The organism is Oceanobacillus sp. AG, from assembly GCF_009746545.1.
In the GTDB taxonomy this organism is placed as follows: domain Bacteria; phylum Bacillota; class Bacilli; order Bacillales; family Amphibacillaceae; genus Oceanobacillus; species Oceanobacillus indicireducens.
On sequence record NZ_WOWT01000002.1, the window covers coordinates 86,381 to 105,194 of the forward strand.

The 18,814-nt window shown below is 44.4% G+C and carries 15 protein-coding genes; 14 read left to right on the forward strand and 1 reads right to left on the reverse strand.

Annotated elements, in window-relative coordinates:
• Positions 1-146 precede the first annotated feature (146 nt).
• From GN217_RS00390 to glpX, 14 genes are all read left to right on the forward strand, one after another.
• The gene (locus GN217_RS00390) at positions 147-1,328 is read left to right on the forward strand and encodes an acetyl-CoA C-acetyltransferase (RefSeq protein ID WP_156854205.1); all 1,182 of its coding nucleotides are present in this window, start codon (positions 147-149) and stop codon (positions 1,326-1,328) included.
• Positions 1,329-1,342: 14 nt separating this feature from the next.
• Positions 1,343-2,194 (forward strand): 3-hydroxybutyryl-CoA dehydrogenase, encoded by an 852-nt coding sequence (locus tag GN217_RS00395; RefSeq protein WP_198042538.1) that lies wholly within the window; start codon positions 1,343-1,345, stop codon positions 2,192-2,194.
• Positions 2,195-2,227: 33 nt separating this feature from the next.
• Positions 2,228-3,361 (forward strand): acyl-CoA dehydrogenase, encoded by a 1,134-nt coding sequence (locus tag GN217_RS00400; protein WP_156854209.1) that lies wholly within the window; start codon positions 2,228-2,230, stop codon positions 3,359-3,361.
• Positions 3,362-3,373: 12 nt separating this feature from the next.
• Positions 3,374-4,513: an acyl-CoA dehydrogenase gene (locus GN217_RS00405; RefSeq protein ID WP_156854211.1), complete on the forward strand. Its 1,140-nt coding sequence runs from the start codon at positions 3,374-3,376 to the stop codon at positions 4,511-4,513.
• A 310-nt stretch (positions 4,514-4,823) separates the two neighbouring features.
• Entirely contained in the window at positions 4,824-5,771 is a 948-nt protein-coding gene (gene meaB / locus GN217_RS00410; RefSeq protein WP_156854213.1) for a methylmalonyl Co-A mutase-associated GTPase MeaB, read from the forward strand.
• On the forward strand, positions 5,764-6,381 hold the full coding sequence (locus GN217_RS00415) for a TetR/AcrR family transcriptional regulator (RefSeq protein WP_156854525.1): 618 nt from the start codon (positions 5,764-5,766) through the stop codon (positions 6,379-6,381). The genes meaB and GN217_RS00415 overlap by 8 nt, the downstream gene beginning before the upstream one ends.
• A gap of 25 nt (positions 6,382-6,406) precedes the next feature.
• Positions 6,407-9,649, forward strand: coding sequence for a fused isobutyryl-CoA mutase/GTPase IcmF (icmF, locus tag GN217_RS00420; RefSeq protein ID WP_156854215.1), 3,243 nt, complete (start codon positions 6,407-6,409; stop codon positions 9,647-9,649).
• Between the two features lie 733 nt (positions 9,650-10,382).
• Positions 10,383-10,880, forward strand: a complete 498-nt coding sequence (gene rpoE / locus GN217_RS00425; protein WP_229782526.1) for a DNA-directed RNA polymerase subunit delta — start codon at positions 10,383-10,385, stop codon at positions 10,878-10,880.
• A 201-nt stretch (positions 10,881-11,081) separates the two neighbouring features.
• A complete protein-coding gene (locus GN217_RS00430; protein ID WP_156854217.1) occupies positions 11,082-12,689 on the forward strand; it encodes a CTP synthase in 1,608 nt (535 codons plus the stop codon).
• A 640-nt stretch (positions 12,690-13,329) separates the two neighbouring features.
• The gene (locus tag GN217_RS00435; RefSeq protein ID WP_156854219.1) at positions 13,330-13,704 is read left to right on the forward strand and encodes a response regulator; all 375 of its coding nucleotides are present in this window, start codon (positions 13,330-13,332) and stop codon (positions 13,702-13,704) included.
• 261 nt (positions 13,705-13,965) lie between these two features.
• Positions 13,966-14,820, forward strand: coding sequence for a class II fructose-1,6-bisphosphate aldolase (gene fba / locus GN217_RS00440; protein ID WP_156854221.1), 855 nt, complete (start codon positions 13,966-13,968; stop codon positions 14,818-14,820).
• Between the two features lie 120 nt (positions 14,821-14,940).
• Complete coding sequence (gene fsa / locus GN217_RS00445; RefSeq protein ID WP_156854223.1) at positions 14,941-15,588, forward strand: fructose-6-phosphate aldolase; 648 nt, start codon at positions 14,941-14,943, stop codon at positions 15,586-15,588.
• Positions 15,589-15,720: 132 nt separating this feature from the next.
• Positions 15,721-17,007 carry a UDP-N-acetylglucosamine 1-carboxyvinyltransferase gene (locus tag GN217_RS00450; protein ID WP_156854225.1) on the forward strand — a complete coding sequence of 429 codons (1,287 nt, stop codon included), beginning with the start codon at positions 15,721-15,723 and terminating at the stop codon, positions 17,005-17,007.
• 351 nt (positions 17,008-17,358) lie between these two features.
• Complete coding sequence (gene glpX, locus GN217_RS00455) at positions 17,359-18,333, forward strand: class II fructose-bisphosphatase (protein ID WP_156854227.1); 975 nt, start codon at positions 17,359-17,361, stop codon at positions 18,331-18,333.
• Between the two features lie 173 nt (positions 18,334-18,506).
• Here glpX and GN217_RS19125 read toward each other — a convergent pair whose 3' ends face one another.
• Positions 18,507-18,629 carry a hypothetical protein gene (locus GN217_RS19125; RefSeq protein ID WP_255454317.1) on the reverse strand — a complete coding sequence of 41 codons (123 nt, stop codon included), beginning with the start codon at positions 18,627-18,629 and terminating at the stop codon, positions 18,507-18,509.
• Between the last annotated feature and the right edge of the window lie 185 nt (positions 18,630-18,814).

An 18,814-nucleotide genomic window follows, 5' to 3' on the forward strand; every position in this document is an offset into this window, starting at 1 on the left:
GGGGTATTACAGACCGTTAATGCGTGATAAAGTGAGGTTGGGAAATGAACTATTTTAATCTATTTCCCAACCTCTAAATTTACTAACCTATAATGAGCGAGCGATCAATCAGACGCGTGCTAATATATTTTTTTAGGAGGATCATAATGAGAAAATCAGTAATTGTGTCAGGTGCAAGAACTCCATTTGGAAGATTCGGAGGCGGATTACAACCTCTCCAAGCAACAGACCTTGGTGGAAAAGTTATTTCTGAAGCGGTCAAACAAGCAAACTTGGAAGGTGACCAAATCGATGAAGTGATTATGGGAACTGTACTACAAGGTGGCCAAGGCCAAATCCCTTCCCGCCAAGCAGCAAGAAAAGCCGGACTCCCTTGGAACGTGAAAACAGAAACAATCAACAAAGTCTGTGCATCCGGACTTCGCGCCGTTACTCTCGCCGATCAACTCATTCGTCTAGGAGATGAGGACACGATCGTAGCAGGTGGAATGGAAAGCATGAGTAATGCCCCTTATATTTTAAAAGATGCCCGCTGGGGACACCGGATGGGTGACAGGCCTGTTGTAGATTTAATGATTCACGACGGACTCACCTGCTCCTTTGAAGGTGTCCATATGGGGAATTATGGAAACAGCACAGCAAATAAATACGATGTCAGCCGCGAAGCTCAAGATGAGTGGGCCTACCGGAGTCATATGCGGGCAGTTGAAGCAATTGAAGAAGGTAAATTCAAAGGTGAGATTGTCCCTGTTGAAATTCCGCAGCGAAAAGGGGATCCGGTCCTTATTGATACAGATGAAGCACCACGGAAAGATACGAGTATCGAAAAACTGGCGAAATTGCGCCCGGCATTTGATAAAGACGGAACGATCACAGCTGGTAACGCACCGGGCGTAAACGACGGAGCCTGTGCATTTGTTGTGATGGGTGATGATACAGCAGAGAAACTTGGGAAAACACCGCTCGCAACGATTCTCGGTCACGCAGAAGTTGCCGTTGAAGCAGAGAATTTCCCGCAAACGCCAGGTCTTGTTATTAACGAACTTTTAAAGAAAACTGGCTATACGAAAGAGGATATTGAACTCTATGAAATCAATGAAGCATTCGCTGTTGTGTCGCTCGCAAGTGGGGAAATCGCTGGAATTGATATGGAGAAAGTAAATGTCAATGGCGGGGCAGTAGCACTTGGTCACCCAATCGGAGCAAGTGGCGGAAGAATTATTTTAACACTTATCCATGAACTGAAAAGAAGAGGCGGCGGTCTCGGAATTGCTGCGATCTGTAGTGGCGGTGGTCAAGGAGATGCCATCTTAATTGAAGTGAAATAAGAGGGGGAACGATGATGACAATTAAACGCGTAATGGTAATCGGTGCAGGTCAAATGGGGGCAGGGATCGCCCAAGTGGCGGCCCAAGCTGGTTTTGAAGTGCTTTTACACGATGCAAATGGAACAGCGCTTGATGAAGGGATACAACGAATTGAAAAACTCCTCACCCGAGCCGTCCAAAAGACGAGAATCACAGATGAAGAGAAGGCATCAACGCTGAACAATCTAAAGCGAGCAAAGAAACTAGAAGATGCGCGTACTTGTGATTTAGTCATCGAAGCAATTGTTGAAAATATGGACGTGAAAACAAAACTTTTCCGTGAACTGGATGAAATTACTCCAGCTCATACAATTTTAGCGACGAATACATCATCTTTACCGATTACGGAAATTGCCGCTGTAACAAATCGTCCGGAACAAGTTATCGGCATGCATTTTATGAACCCGGTCCCGGTTATGAAGCTCGTCGAAGTCATCCGCGGGATTCAAACAAATGATGAGACATATGAAAAAATTTCTCAGATGGCAGAAGAACTAGGAAAGACTTCTGTTGAAGTTGCTGATTTCCCAGGTTTTGCAGCGAACCGGATTTTAATGCCGATGATTAACGAAGCAATTTATGCGGTTTACGAAGGTGTCGCTTCACCAGAAGATATTGATACGGTGATGAAGCTCGGTATGAATCACCCGATGGGACCACTTCAGCTGGCAGATTTCATCGGGCTTGATACATGTCTCTACATTATGGAAGTGCTCTATGATGGTTTTGCAGATAGTAAATATCGTCCGTGCCCATTACTTAGAAAATATGTGAAAGCAGGCTGGCACGGTAAGAAATCCGGTCGTGGCTTTTACGTATATAGCTAATACAGCAAGAGAACAGCAAAGGGGGTAACCGGAATGGATTTGACATTTACCGAAGAACAGGAAATGATCCGTAAAATGGTCCGTGATTTTGCCGAAACAGAGATTGCGAATGAAGTGGAGCGGATGGAGCGTGAAGACCGCTTTCCAGAAGAAGTGATCCGGAAAATGGGTAAGCTCGGTTTAATGGGGATTCCAATTCCAGAGAAATACGGTGGAAGTGGAATGGATTTTACATCGTACATTATCGCTATTAACGAAATTTCAAAGGTGAGTGCTGGTATCGGCGCTATCTTATCTGTTCATACATCCGTTGGTACGAACCCGATTTTAAAATTTGGTACGGAACAACAGAAAGAAAAATATATCCCGAAGCTTGCAAGTGGAGAATACGTGGGAGCATTCGCGCTCACGGAACCTGGTGCGGGCTCGGACGCCGCAAATATTAAAACAACGGCAAAAAGAGACGGGGATCACTATATTTTAAACGGCTCGAAACTGTTCATCACGAATGGTACCCATGCAGATACGTTCATTACATTTGCAAGAACCGGTGAAGGGGCGACTGGAGTTAGTGCCTTTATCGTGGAAAGGGAAACCTCCGGTTTTTCCATTGGGAAAGCTGAGAAGAAGATGGGCATGCATGGTACTGGGACGGTTACACTGAATTTTGACCACTGTAAAGTACCGAAAGAGCAACTCCTCGGAGGAGAAACGGAAGGCTTTAAAATTGCGATGGCGAACCTGAATGTCGGGCGTATTGGTATCGCTGCCCAAGGCCTTGGTATTGCAGAGGCCGCTCTTGAGCATGCAATCCATTATGCGAAAGAGCGTGAACAATTCGGCAAGCCAATCGCCCACCATCAAGGGATTTCATTTAAACTTGCCGATATGGCAACAGAGGTTGAAGCTGCCAGGTTATTAGTTTATCGGGCAGTAGATCACGTTGAAAAAAATCTTTTGCTCAGCAAAGAAGCATCCATGGCGAAAATGTACGCATCAAACACGGCGATGAAGACCGCGATTGAAGCGGTACAAATCCATGGCGGCTACGGATATACCGAAGATTACGCTGTCGAACGGTTTTTCCGGGAAGCGAAAGTTACCCAGATTTATGAAGGTACCAATGAAATCCAACATGTTGTCATATCGAAAAACTTACTGGATTAGGAGTGAACAAAAATGAATTTTCAACTGACGGAAGAACAGGAAATGCTGCGGAAAATGGTCCGCGAATTTGCAATGAATGAAGTGGAACCGACTGCAGCCGAAAGAGATGAGGAAGAACGCTTTGACCGGGAGATTTTTGATAAAATGGCTGAACTCGGTCTGACTGGAATCCCGTGGCCGGAAAAATACGGTGGAATTGGTGCAGACTTCGTAAGTTATTGTATTGCGGTTGAAGAATTATCCCGTGTTTGTGCGTCTACCGGTGTGACATTGTCTGCCCATCTATCCCTTGCTAGCTGGCCGATTTATACGTACGGTACGGAGGAGCAGAAGAAGACGTTTCTTTACCTGCTTGCGACTGGGGAAGCGCTTGGTGCCTATGCCTTATCTGAACCAGGTGCAGGAAGTGACGTTGCAGCAATGAAGACCATTGCGAAAAAAGATGGCGACGATTATATATTAAATGGCAATAAGGTTTGGATTACAAATGGTGGAGTTGCTGATATCTATATCGTTTTTGCGAAAACGGATCCTGCTGCAAACCACAAGGGCATCAGTGCATTCATCGTGGAGAAAGGAACAGAAGGCTTCACCTTTGGTAAAAAGGAGAAAAAACTCGGTATTCGTTCGTCACCTACGACCGAATTAATTTTTGAAAACTGTCGGATACCGAAAGAGAACTTACTTGGCGAAGAAGGGGAAGGCTTTAAAATTGCGATGACAACTCTAGATGGCGGGAGAAACGGAATCGCTGCCCAAGCTGTCGGGATTGCTCAAGGAGCACTCGACGCATCGATAAATTACGCGAAAGAAAGAGAACAGTTTGGAAAACCAATTGCCCATAACCAAGGAATTTCATTTAAACTTGCTGACATGGCAACAGAAGTCGAAGCCGCTCGTTTATTAACGTACCAGGCAGCATGGCTTGAGAGTAACGGAAAACCATACGGAAAAGAATCCGCCATGTCCAAACTATTCGCAGGAGACGCAGCCATGCGGATTACTGTAGAAGCAGTCCAAATCTTCGGCGGTTACGGCTATACGAAAGATTATCCGGTCGAACGCTATATGCGTGACGCGAAAATCACCCAAATCTACGAAGGCACCCAAGAAGTCCAACGCCTCGTCATCGGCCGCACCATCACAAAATAACCTGGGACACTGGGGTCAGAGCACCTGTCCCAGTCGGGTTGGGACACGGGGTCAGAGCACTTGTCCCAGTAAGAAGTGGGACACGGGGTCAGAGCGCCTGTCCCAGTATGAAGCGGGACAGTGGGGTCAGAGCGCCTGTCCCAGTATGAAGCGGGACAGTGGGGTCAGAGCGCCTGTCCCAGTATGAAGCGGGACAGTGGAGTCAGAGCACCTGTCCCAGTAAGAAGTGGGACACTAGGGTCAGAGCTGTTGTCCCAGCAAACTGGGACAACAGCTCTGACCCCATGTCCCGGTGGAAAGGAAGGGCATCATGTATGAGTTGGTTGAAAGGTTGAAACAAAAGGATATACGTGCGCTTGCTCGGGCGATTACGATGGTGGAGAATGATCATCCGGAAAAGCTGGAGCTGTTAAGTGCGGTGTTCAGCGAGCGGAAACACGCTGTATATGTAGGGCTGACTGGCTCACCTGGTGCAGGTAAGAGCTCACTTGTAAACCGGCTTGTCACCCAGATCCGGAGTGAGGGGAAAACGTGTGCTGTTATCGCGGTTGATCCAACAAGTCCATTTAGTGGTGGCGCACTCCTCGGGGACCGGGTCCGTATGAATGAACATTTCCTTGATGACGGCGTGTTCATCCGCAGTATGGCGACGCGCGGTAGTCTCGGTGGCCTTGCCCGGGCAACAAAGGATGCGGTGCGCATATGTGATGCCTACGGGTTTGATGTGATTTTAGTCGAAACAGTCGGTGTCGGCCAGTCCGAGCTCGACATCATGAAAATCGTCGACACAACAGCCGTCGTCCTTACACCGAACAGCGGAGACGTGCTCCAGATTTTTAAAGCAGGCATTATGGAAATCGCCGACCTTTTCGTCGTCAACAAAGCAGACCTCCCAGGCTTCGGTAAATTGAAGGCATTACTGAAAGAACTTGTCATGATCACCGCAACCGAAGAACGGGAAACCCCGATCATCAAGACGATCACGACGGAAAATAAAGGAATCGATAAACTGTGGGGAAAAATCAAAGACCATCATGAATATCTCTACAAGACCCACGAAGGAAAAAGAAAACGTAAGATGCAGCAAGAACTTGAAGTCTATGAACTCATCCGCGAAGAAATTTGGCGAGAGGTGAAACAATTTATCGAATCAAAGAGACACCTTGAGCCAATTAAAGCAGATGCGGATCCTTACAAACTCGCGATAGACTGGTACGCAAGATGGAAGAAGGAAGGAGGCTTTACAGATGATGGATAAGAGTCGAATTATCTCCTCCGTAAAAGACGAAGACCTGATCAAAAAACGCCGCGATCAGATGATTCAAGGCGCGATTCGGCTTTTTAAAGAGAAGGGCTTCCACCGGACGACAACGAGGGAAATCGCTAAAGAATCTGGCTTCAGTATCGGTACACTTTATGAATATATTAGAAAGAAGGAAGATGTCCTTTTTCTTGTTTGCGATTACATTTATGATGGCGTGCGCGATCATTTTGAAACAGAGCTGCAGCTGGAAAACCCTTCAGAGGAAAATTTGAAGGCAGTTTTCAAGTTTTATTATGAGCTTATGGATGACATGCAGGAAGAAATTCTCGTTCTCTATCAAGAAATAAAAGGCTTAAATAAGGAGACGAGGAAATATGTGCTGCAAAAGGAGAAAGATATGGTCGCTATGCTTGAGAAGCTTATCCTTTCTTGCTACCCGGATGCATTAAATGAAGAGGAAGTAAGCATAGCAGCGAATAATATCTTTGTTCAAGGCCATATGTGGGGCTTTCGTCGGTGGATTCTGCAACAGAAGTTCACGATAGAAGAATACATCGATATCCAAATTAAGCTGAACCTCCATGGCCTCTTGCATAAAAAATGATGATCCAAAGGGGAGGAGAAACATCATGCAACAAGTAGAAGTTTACAAACCGAAAAATCCGATTCGTTTTGTCACGGCATCAAGCCTATTTGATGGCCACGATGCCTCGGTCAATATAATGCGCCGAATCCTGCAAGCAACTGGGGCAGAAGTTATCCACCTCGGTCATAACCGTTCCGTGGAAGAAGTCGTCTACGCTGCGATTCAGGAAGATGCTCAAGCGATTGCCGTCTCTTCTTATCAAGGCGGACACGTCGAATATTTTAAATATATTATCGATCTATTAAAAGAAAACGATGCCGACCATATTAAAGTTTTCGGTGGTGGAGGTGGAACGATTATCCCGAGGGAAATTAAAGAACTTCATAATTATGGGGTTGACTGGATATTTTCCCCTGAGGATGGTCGTAAATACGGTCTTCAAGGTATGATTAACCGAATGATGGAAGCGAGCGACTTTCCAACGCCGCTTCAGATTGAAAAGGAGAAAGAGCGTTTATACAAGAGTGAGCGGGACGCCATGGCGAAGTTCATTACGTATATGGAAAACACGCCGAGCGATTCCAAGGAGAAACAACAGCTTCTCGAAGAATTTCGCAGTAAAGCAGATCAAGCGATTCCCGTGCTTGGGATTACGGGTACAGGTGGAGCGGGGAAAAGTTCGCTTACGGATGAACTCATACGCCGCTTCCTTAATGAAGTTCCCGATAAAAAGATTGCCGTCATCTCCATCGACCCGACGAAACGGAAAACTGGCGGAGCATTACTCGGTGATAGGATTCGTATGAATGCTATTTTTCATGATCGCGTCTATATGCGCTCACTTGCAACGAGGGAATCGCGGGACGAACTTTCCACGGCAATTAATGATGTCCTTGATGTCGTCAGGGCAACTGGTTTTGACTTTGTCATTGTGGAAACGAGCGGGATTGGCCAAGGAAATGCTGCAATTACCGATGTCACAGATCTTTCCATGTACGTCATGACCGCTGAATTCGGTGCTCCCACTCAGCTTGAGAAGATTGATATGATTGATTACGCGGATTTTATCGTCATTAACAAGTTCGAACAACGGGGTTCAGAAGATGCGTTGAATCAAGTACGTAAACAATATGAGCGGAGCCGCATGCTTTTCGGTCAAGACAAAACAAAATATCCAGTATTCGGAACGATTGCGAGCCAATTCAATGATACAGGAACGAATTCTCTATTTGCTTCCATTATCGATACGCTGAACGAGCGCTACGGATGGGAGGAGGAGGTTGAGTTTGAAAGGCATGTCCTTTCCGAGAAGCAAAATCAAATCATCTCCGGAGATCGCCGCCATTATTTACGGGAAATTGCTAGTATCGTCCGTGATTATAATAAACAAACCGAAAATCAAAGCGAGATAGCGCGAAAACTGTATCAGCTGCAAGGAACTTTGGAAATCATCGAGGACCCTGAAGCGAAAGAATTACTAGAACAAACTATAACCCAATATAAAAAACAGCTGAGCAATCATTCGCTAGAGCTGCTTGAATCATGGGATGATACGCAGGAAAAATATAGTCAGGACACGATGACCTTTAAAGTCCGTGATAAGGATATCGTTACGGAAATCACAACAGAATCCTTGTCTGGCCTGAAGATCCCGAAAGTCGCCTTCCCGAAATTCCAAGACTGGGGTGAACGCCTCCGCTGGCTTATGAAGGAAAACGTTCCGGGCAGATTCCCATTCACAGCAGGAGTATTTCCGTTCAAGCGGGAAGGGGAAGATCCAACCCGTCAATTCGCTGGAGAAGGGACGCCAGAGCGGACGAACCGGAGATTCCATTATTTATCAAAAGATTCCGAGGCAAAACGGCTTTCGACCGCCTTTGACTCTGTTACTCTATACGGTGAAGACCCGGCAGAGCGCCCGGATATTTACGGAAAAGTCGGGGAAAGTGGCGTCAATATATGTACCCTCGAAGATATGAAGAAATTGTATGCAGGCTTTGATTTGACGAACCCACTCACCTCCGTCTCTATGACGATTAACGGACCGGCCCCAATTATTTTAGCGATGTATTTCAATACAGCAATCGATCAACAAATTGATAAATTTACAGAAGAACATGGCCGGAAACCGACAGATGAGGAATATGAAGCTATTAAGAATAAAACAGTTTCCACCATTCGCGGAACCGTTCAAGCCGATATTTTAAAAGAAGATCAAGGGCAAAACACATGTATCTTCTCAACAGAATTCGCCCTGCGCATGATGGGGGATATCCAGGAATATTTTATTGAAAAAAATGTGCGCAACTATTATTCTGTCTCCATCTCGGGCTACCATATTGCGGAGGCTGGTGCAAATCCAATTACCCAGCTCGCCTTCACACTCGCAAATGGGTTCACCTATGTGGAATATTATTTAAGCCGGGGCATGGACGTGAATAAATTCGCACAAAACCTGTCCTTCTTCTTTTCGAATGGACTGGACCCGGAATATACGGTAATTGGCCGGGTTGCCCGCAGGATTTGGTCGATCGTTTTAAGGGAAAAATACGGAGCAAATGAGCGAAGTCAAAAACTTAAATACCATGTCCAGACTTCTGGACGCTCCCTACACGCCCAAGAGATTGACTTTAACGATATTCGTACAACACTGCAAGCACTTCTAGCAATCCAAGATAATACAAATTCCTTACACACGAATGCATATGACGAGGCAATCACGACACCGACAGAAGAATCCGTGCGCCGAGCGATGGCGATCCAAATGATCATCAATAAAGAATTCGGACTGACGAAAAATGAAAACTCTACCCAAGGTTCTTTTATCGTCGAGGAATTGACGGATCTTGTCGAAGAAGCAGTGCTCCAAGAGTTTGAGCGGATGAATGACCGTGGAGGTGTGCTCGGAGCAATGGAACGGCAATACCAGCGGGGGAAAATCCAGGAAGAATCACTTTACTATGAAAGCAAGAAACATTCCGGTGAACTTCCGATTATCGGGGTGAACACGTATGTAAACCCGAACCCGCCAAGTGATGAAGAGATTGATTCCATGGAGCTTGCCCGTGCCTCCCAGGAAGAGAAACAACATCAAATTACAGAACTGCGCAAATTCCAAAAGCAGCATGCAGATGAAACAGAAGCAGCTCTAAGTCGTCTCAAACAAGTAGCAGTCCAAGGAGGCAACATCTTCGCCGAACTCCTCGAAACCGTCAAAGTTGCGAGCCTCGGCCAAATCACAACTGCTTTATATGAAGTCGGCGGGCAGTATCGAAGGAATATGTGATTTTTTTGGGTAAAATATAACGTTCATAATTAAGATTGTAAATCCGAACAAATCGAGGGAGAGCGTTTTGTTCGGATTTTTCGTGTATAGGGTAGTTATGTATTTTACTGCTCGGGATGGCGTTTCTTTTCCCTATCGTGCGCTCACTTTGTCCGAATAGGCAAATAACCGGTGTTTCTTTTCCCAATCCTGCGGTCACTTTGTTCGAATGGGCAAATAACCGGTGTTTCTTTTCCAAATCATAGGGTCACTTTGTCCGAATGGGCGAATAACCGTCGTTTCTTTTCCCAATACTATGCACCCGCCGTTCAAATGGGAAAATAACCAGCAATTCTTTTCCCAATACTATGCACCCGCCGTTCAAATGGGAAAATAACCAGCAATTCTTTTCCCAATACTATGCACCCACCGTTCAAATGGGAAAATAAACGGTATTTCTCTTCCCATTATTACGCAGTTCCCTTCCAAAAGGGAAAAGAACCGTTATTTGTTTTCCCAATGCCGCGCTACATCTGTCTAAAAGAGAAAATAAAAGATGTTTTTTTCCTTATGCAACGTCTTATCCTTGGAAAAAGGAAGTCAATATGAAATATCCCACTGAAAACTTAACTTTTTAGCCAAAAACCCTAGCATAAACACTACATACTTGTATATAATGAAAGGTATGTTTATCTTAGTAATATAGAAATGTAATCAATCATTTATTAATATACAGTAAAAGGAGTGCGTATTTGTGTTAGATCAATACAGCCGCGAAGAATTAAAAGGAAAATCCATGCTCGGCCTAGCCAGTCTCATTTTAAAAGACACAAAAAAAGCATTAGATTTCCAGGAACTCTATAACCAAATTACAGAACTAAAAGGACTAACCAAACAAGCAAAAGAAAATCAAATTGCTCAATTCTACACAGAGCTCAACGTTGACGGTCGCTTTATAACACTAGGCTCAAACATATGGGGCCTAAAAGAATGGTACCCAATCGACCAAGCAGACGAACAAATCACACAAACACCTAAGAAACGGAAAAAGAAAAAAGCAGACGAATTTGATGAAGAGGAAGAACTGGAATACGAAGGAGACCTTGTTGAGCTTGGCGAAGAAGAGGTTGACGAGGACGGAGAGATAGTGGGAATTGATGAATTCGATGAAGACTTTGACGAAGATCTAGACGAAGAAGACGAGGAAGAACTCGATGTAGAAATCGACCTTGACGACGAGGAAGAAGAATAAAAAATGAGGAAGCCCACTTGACTTTTTTTCATAGGATAAGTAGAATTTTATTTGGGCTCCTTAATCGACAAACAGGCGTTTTCCCAGAAAAAAATGGGAAGGCGCTTTTATTATTTTAGAGGGTGCTGCCAAATAAGTTATAAATGTTTGTCTTCGGGCAACATATAAATAGAATCTTAGGAAAGAAAGAGGGAAAGAGCAGTGACTAAATATATTTTTGTTACAGGTGGAGTTGTCTCTTCATTAGGAAAAGGTATTACAGCTGCCTCACTTGGTCGCTTATTGAAAAATCGTGGTTTGAAGGTGACCATTCAGAAATTCGATCCATATATCAACGTGGATCCGGGCACAATGAGTCCGTATCAGCACGGAGAGGTTTTCGTAACGAATGATGGTGCGGAAACGGATTTGGACCTTGGTCACTATGAACGGTTCATTGATATTAATCTGAACAAATACAGTAATATCACAACGGGTAAAGTGTATTCCACCGTTATTAAAAAAGAAAGACGCGGCGATTATCTCGGCGGTACCGTCCAAGTCATCCCACATATTACAAATGAAATTAAAGACCAAGTTTTCCGTGCAGGCAGCGCAACGAATGCGGATGTCGTCATTACTGAAATAGGCGGTACGGTCGGCGATATTGAGTCACTTCCTTTCCTTGAAGCTATTCGCCAGATTAAAAATGAAGTAGGAAGAAACAGTGTCATGTATATCCATTGTACACTTGTTCCTTACCTTGCAGCAGCCGGTGAACTTAAAACGAAACCGACACAGCACAGTGTGAAGGAATTACGTTCACTAGGGATTCAACCAGATATTATCGTGCTTCGTACTGAAGTGGAGGTTTCCAGAGAACAAAAAGAAAAAATTGCTTTATTCTGTGATATAGCAAAAGATGCGGTAATTGAAATGCCGGATGCGGATACCCTTTATCAAGTGCCGATTTCCCTTCAGGAACAACATTTGGATGACATCGTTTTGAAGCATTTCGGTTTGGAATACCCGCAAGCAAAAATGGATGACTGGTTCCAACTGCTTGAAAGGGTAAGAAACCTATCGAAAACAATTGACATCGGACTTGTTGGGAAGTATGTGGAACTGCAGGATGCTTACCTTTCTGTTGTAGAATCCTTGAAACATGCAGGTTACGACTATGATGCAGACATTAATATCCACTGGATTAATTCAGAGACACTAACAAAAGAAGCGATTGAAGAAGAAATATCTCATGTGGACGGAATTGTTGTACCAGGCGGCTTCGGTACTCGAGGCGTTGACGGGAAAATTGAGGCGATTCGCTATGCAAGGGAAAATAAAATTCCATTCTTTGGAATCTGCTTAGGAATGCAGCTTGCAACAGTCGAGTTTGCCCGTAATGTGCTCGGCCTGGAAGATGCTCACTCTACAGAAATTGATCCGGAAACACCACATCCAGTTATCTCGCTTCGTCCAGAACAAGAGGACGTAGAAGACCTTGGCGGAACACTTCGTCTCGGTGCCTACCCATGTAAACTAGTGGCGGGAACGAAAGCGAAAGCGGCTTACGGCGAAAGTGATATGATTGAAGAACGTCACCGTCACCGCTATGAAGTTAACAATGCATATCGGAAACAGCTTGAGGAAAATGGGTTCATTATTTCAGGACTTAGCCCCGATGAAAGGTTAGTAGAGATTATTGAATTAAAAGACCACCCGTGGTTTGTCGCTTGTCAATTCCACCCAGAATTCACATCACGACCAACCCGCCCTCAACCACTGTTTAAAGGTTTTATTGAAAAAATTGTAAATGGAGACAAGAGCTGATGCTTTATGCATCGGCTTTTTTAATTGACCCTTGCTTATTGCTTTCATTCAGCGTAAGTATTTTGCGCATTCATTTTATTGGCGTTCTAATTACCGTTCAGTTGCCCGGCGGACGGATGCGCATCCTAAGGCACGGCCTCAGCCTCCTCGGAAGAAAACCGCTTCCTGCTCAGGTCTGGACTCGTGCTATTCCCGTAGGAGTCACCGTCCGCCGGGCAATTGAACTGATAGGAGCAATTATTATAAATGGAAACTATTCTCTTCAGATCAGCATTCTATTCCTAAATTGAAAAATAGTGCTCCAAATTTAGCCTTTCCTCGGAGCAGTCCAGACACCTCGAGACTCCTGCGGGAGGGTAGGCTTGGTGAGACCCCGCAGTGGGCTTGCCCACGAGGAGGCTCACCAGCCGCCCGCGGAAAGCGAGAGGTGTCTGGACTGCGAACCTCCAGAAGAAAGTTGCCGACACTTACGCTGAATGAAAGCAATCAACATTTGCGAAAATTGACTTAGGACCTTAAAAATATGTCTTTATCCAATATTTCCCTGTAAACAATTTGCATAATTCATTAAAAAAGCAGGATATTTTCTTTTTTTAGCGAACTTAAGAAATGGGGAGAATGAAAAAGGGGGCAAAAAATAATGACAAAGGAGTTATTGATTGTAGATGACCAACCAGGGATACGCCTACTGCTTACTGACATCTTAATGAACGCCGGCTATGAGATCACGACGGCATCTGATGGGAAGGAAGCTATTGACTTGCTTGGGGAGAAGCAATTTGATTTAGTAATGTTGGACTACAAGTTACCATTGGTCGACGGGATTGGAGTTCTGGAGAGAATAAGAGAAATGGAGCAATCGGTCCCAACAATTGTGATGAGTGGACTCGTGGAAAAAATTGAAATGGAACTGCAAGATTTTCCGCAGGTGAAGAAAATTTTGGCAAAACCGTTCAATATTGAAGACATTCCGGTTATCGTGGAAGATGCGATCGGTGATGTATTAATGGAGTAAACTCGAAAATTTTGTTACATTTTTCACAACCAAAAGGACGTCAATCGCCTGTAACAGCGCTACAATCGGCTTCTTGGGGGAAATAGGGGGATATTACATCTAAGAGACAAGTATGAGAATCAGTTGCACCAATGATTAGGAGTTGGTATTCTTATAGTATAAATGCCGATGCGGATTTTTTGCTCTAAAGACGAAAGATGTCGTTAGAAGGACGAATTCGAATTGGGCAGTTGCTTTTCATACATCAAAGGAGGAATTACCATGTCATTAGTATCAATGAAAGACATGCTCGAAAAAGCGAAAGAAAACGGGTATGCCGTTGGTCAGTTCAATATTAATAATTTAGAATATGCTCAAGCAATCCTACAAGCTGCAGAAGAGGAGCAATCTCCGGTTATTCTAGGAGTTTCCGCAGGTGCCGGTAAATATATGGGCGGTCTGAAAGTAGTTGTAGCAATGGTGAAATCGTTAATGGAATCATACGGAACAACCGTACCTGTTGCGATTCACTTAGACCATGGTACAAGCTTTGAGTTATGTGCAGAAGCAATTCATGCTGGCTTTACGTCCGTTATGATTGACGCATCACACTCACCAATTGAAGAAAATATCGCAACAACGAAAAAAGTAGTCGAACTCGCTCATATCCACGGAGTATCCGTTGAAGCGGAAGTAGGTACAGTAGGTGGGGAAGAAGACGGAGTCATTGGCGGAATCATGTATGCTGACAAGGATGAATGTAAAAAGCTCGTTGACGAAACAAATGTTGACTGTCTTGCACCAGCATTAGGTTCTGTTCACGGACCATATCAAGGAGAACCTAACCTTGGCTTTAAAGAAATGGAAGAAATCCTGAACCTCGTACAAATCCCACTTGTGCTTCACGGTGGAACAGGGATTCCACTGAAAGATATCCAAAGAGCGATTTCACTTGGAACTGCAAAAATTAACGTAAATACGGAGAACCAAATGGCACAGGCAGAAGCAGTGCGTAAAGTTCTTAACGAAAAACCAGATCTATATGATCCACGTAAATATTTAGGACCAGGTACAGAAGCAATTAAAGCAACAGTTAAAGAGAAAATGCGTGAATTTGGTTCTTCTCAACAAGCATAAAGTGAAACTCATTCAGTGGAGGTACCCTTACCCCTCCATTGAATGTTAGTTGAACAGAATCAGGGATTTACGGATCGACCGTTAATACGTGATAAAAAATCTTCACATGGAGGGATTACGATGAAATTTTTTATTGATACAGCGAATATAGAAGAAATCAAAGCGGCAAATGCCCTAGGGGTACTGGCTGGTGTAACAACCAACCCATCCCTTGTAGCGAAGGAAGGCGTATCTTTCCATGACAGGCTTCGTGAAATTACAACAGAAGTAACATCTGGCTCTGTCAGTGCAGAAGTAATCGCTGAAGACGCAGAAGGCATGATTGAAGAAGGTAAGGAGTTGGCGGCAATTGCACCGAACATTACGGTTAAAGTGCCAATGACTCTAGAAGGTTTAAAAGCTGTAAAAGCATTCAGCGACCTAAATATTAAAACTAACGTTACCCTGATCTTCAATGCGAATCAGGCGCTACTTGCAGCTCGGGCAGGTGCAACGTACGTATCACCGTTTTTAGGACGTCTTGACGATATCGGTCATAACGGAATGGAATTAATTGCGACAATTGCGGAAATCTTTGACCGTCATGAAGTGAAAACAGAAATCATCGCAGCATCCATCCGCCACCCGCTGCACGTAACAGACGCAGCTTTAAACGGAGCACATATTTCAACGATCCCTTACAACGTTCTTGAGCAGCTTGTGAAACACCCACTCACAGACCAAGGAATCGAACGCTTCCTAGCCGACTGGAACAACGCAAACAAATAGTATAAAATCGAAGAACACAGGAAAGATAAAAAGAATGGGAATCTGTTCATTCGGAGTGACTTGAGGCCGAGACAACAAGTACCGGCCTCAAGAACAGATTTCAAATAGCCTCATTTAGGAGCGAATCAAGATATGCAGAAAATATTAATTGAAGGTGGACATCCGCTTAATGGAAAAATAAGAGTAAGTGGTGCAAAAAACAGTGCAGTGGCCTTACTTCCAGCATCGATTTTAGCCGATTCGGAAGTAACGATTGAAGGCTTGCCAAACATATCCGACGTACACACTTTAAGTGACCTCTTAGAAGAAATCGGTGGAACAACATCACGAAACGGGAACGACATTACAATCAACCCCGAAAACATGGTAGCTATGCCACTTCCAAACGGGAAAGTGAAAAAACTCCGTGCCTCTTATTATTTCATGGGAGCAATGCTCGGCAAGTTTAAAAAGGCCGTCATCGGCTTACCTGGTGGATGTTATCTTGGACCAAGACCGATTGATCAGCATATTAAAGGTTTTGAAGCACTGGGGGCGACCGTCACGAATGAACAGGGAGCCATTTACCTTCGTGCCGAAGAATTGCGCGGTGCAAGGATTTATCTAGACGTCGTCAGTGTCGGTGCAACGATTAATATTATGCTTGCAGCGGTAAGGGCAAAAGGGAAAACCGTAATTGAAAACGCGGCAAAAGAACCGGAAATCATTGATGTAGCAACCCTCCTGAGTAACATGGGAGCAAAAATTAAAGGAGTAGGAACCGATGTAATCCGTATTGAAGGGGTTCCGAGCCTGAAAGGGTGCACGCATACGATTATCCCTGACCGGATTGAAGCAGGTACATACGTAATTGCAGCAGCAGCTCAAGGGGAGGAAGTCGTGATTGACAATGTCATCCCCCAGCATATCGAATCACTTATCGCCAAGCTTCGGGAAATGGGTGTCACCATTGAAGAGAGTGATGAGCAACTTCTTATTAAACCGGGTAAAAAATTGCATAGTGTCGATATCAAAACGTTAGTATATCCTGGATTTCCAACCGACCTCCAGCAACCGTTTACATCGTTGTTGACAAAAGCTAAAGATACCGGGGTCATTACAGACACAATTTATTCCGCCCGCTTAAAGCATATTGATGAATTAAGGCGTATGAATGCTGAAATCAAGGTGGAAGGCGGTTCGGTCATCGTCTCCGGGCCAGTCCAGTTGGAAGGGGCGAAGGTGAAAGCATCTGATTTAAGAGCAGGCGCTTCCCTTATTGTTGCCGGTCTTATGGCCAATGGAATCACAGAGATAACTGGTATAGATCATATCGATAGAGGCTATGAACAGATTACAGAGAAACTTTCCGCTCTTGGTGCCAGTATTTGGCGTGAAGAAATGACAGAAGAAGAAATTATCCAATTGCAGAATTCGTAACTTTTGATGCCTGTTCTGTAGGTTCATACAATAAAATCTCCTTTTGGGATGAGGATATTTTATTGAAGAGGGTTCAAAAAGAGGATGAAAAGGACCGAAGTCGATTAAGTGTGCGCTAATCGTTATTGCAACACCAACGCTGGTACGTGGTGTGCGTCTAATTTCGAGGTGCGAGGGCTTCCGGCCCCGGAATGTACGTCGGACCGGTACATGAGGCAACGAGTTTTTTGCGTGTGTGGTGAGTTCTACGTTGTCTACAGACGTGGATTGTTTTAGTAGAACTTCCTTTTTCACGAAATGTCCTTTTCACCGGACTTTTTGAACAACTTCTTGAAGGGGAGAGGACAACAGATGGAAAGAAGTTTATCAATGGAGTTAGTTCGAGTAACGGAAGCAGCAGCTTTATCATCCGCCCGTTGGATGGGGAGAGGCGAGAAGAACGATGCAGATGATGCCGCGACCTCAGCGATGCGGGATGTATTTGATACGATTCCGATGGAAGGGGTAGTCGTAATCGGAGAAGGGGAAATGGACGAGGCGCCAATGCTTTATATTGGTGAAGAACTTGGTACCGGAGAAGGTCCTAAGGTGGATGTCGCAGTCGATCCGCTGGAAGGTACATCCCTTGTCGCCCACGGATCCTGGAACGCCCTATCAGTTGTTGCAATTGCGGATAAAGATACGTTGCTCCACGCTCCGGATATGTATATGGATAAAATTGCAGTTGGCCCGGCGGCAGTTGGAAAAGTAGATATTAACGCACCCGTCATCGATAACCTCCGCAGTGTAGCCGAGGCAAAAAATAAAAAAATTGAAGACGTACTTGTCACCGTACTCGATCGCCCGCGTCATGCCAAACTGATTCAAGAAATCCGTGAAGCAGGTGCCCGGATTAAAGTGATTGCAGATGGTGACGTAGCAGGTGCGATCAATACTGCTTTTGATTGGACAGGTGTCGATATTTTACTCGGCAGCGGTGGTGCACCTGAGGGTGTTCTTGCGGCTGCAGCATTAAAATGTCTTGGCGGAGAAATCCAAGGAAAACTACTGCCGAAAAATGATGAAGAACTTGCTCGTTGTAAAGCAATGGGAATAGAAGATATCAATAAAGTATTTAAAATGGAAGACTTCTGTAAAGGAGACGACGCCATCTTCGCAGCAACCGGCGTAACCGACGGAGAATTGCTGAAAGGTGTCCAGTTCAAAGGGTCCAAAGCAACAACTGAAAGTGTCGTCATGCGCGCTAAAAGCGGCACCGTCCGCTTTATCCAAGGCGAACATAGTCTAATCAAAAAACCAAACTTAGTAATGAATGAAGCCGAATAGACTAAGAATAAGGAAGAGGTTGAGACTTTAAGTGGATGTCCCAACCTCTTTCCTCCTGATTTCCTCTAATAAGAAAATTTTCAGCAAAATATTACGTTAAATGGACGAGAAGATGTTGAATAATCCAGAGTAAACGTGTAATATAAGATATGTTTAGAACACGTGTTATTTGGTTATTCTATCAATAAAAGAATGAAAGCTAGCCAATCGCACACTTCCAATCTTACTTCCAATTTCTCTTCATTTCTTCCAGGAACACCATTCAACCATAGAAATGGACATAAAGTGAAACTCATTCAGTGGGCGTACCCTTATCTCCCTCACTGAATGTTAGTTAAACAGAATCAGGGATTTACGGACTGTTTATCCCCCAGCCTTCACATATTGGGTTTCCCTCATGTTTAGAGGAGGGGGTATTACAGACCGTTAATACGTGATAAATTTATAAAATAATAGCAAACCAAAGACAAAAGAATAGGCG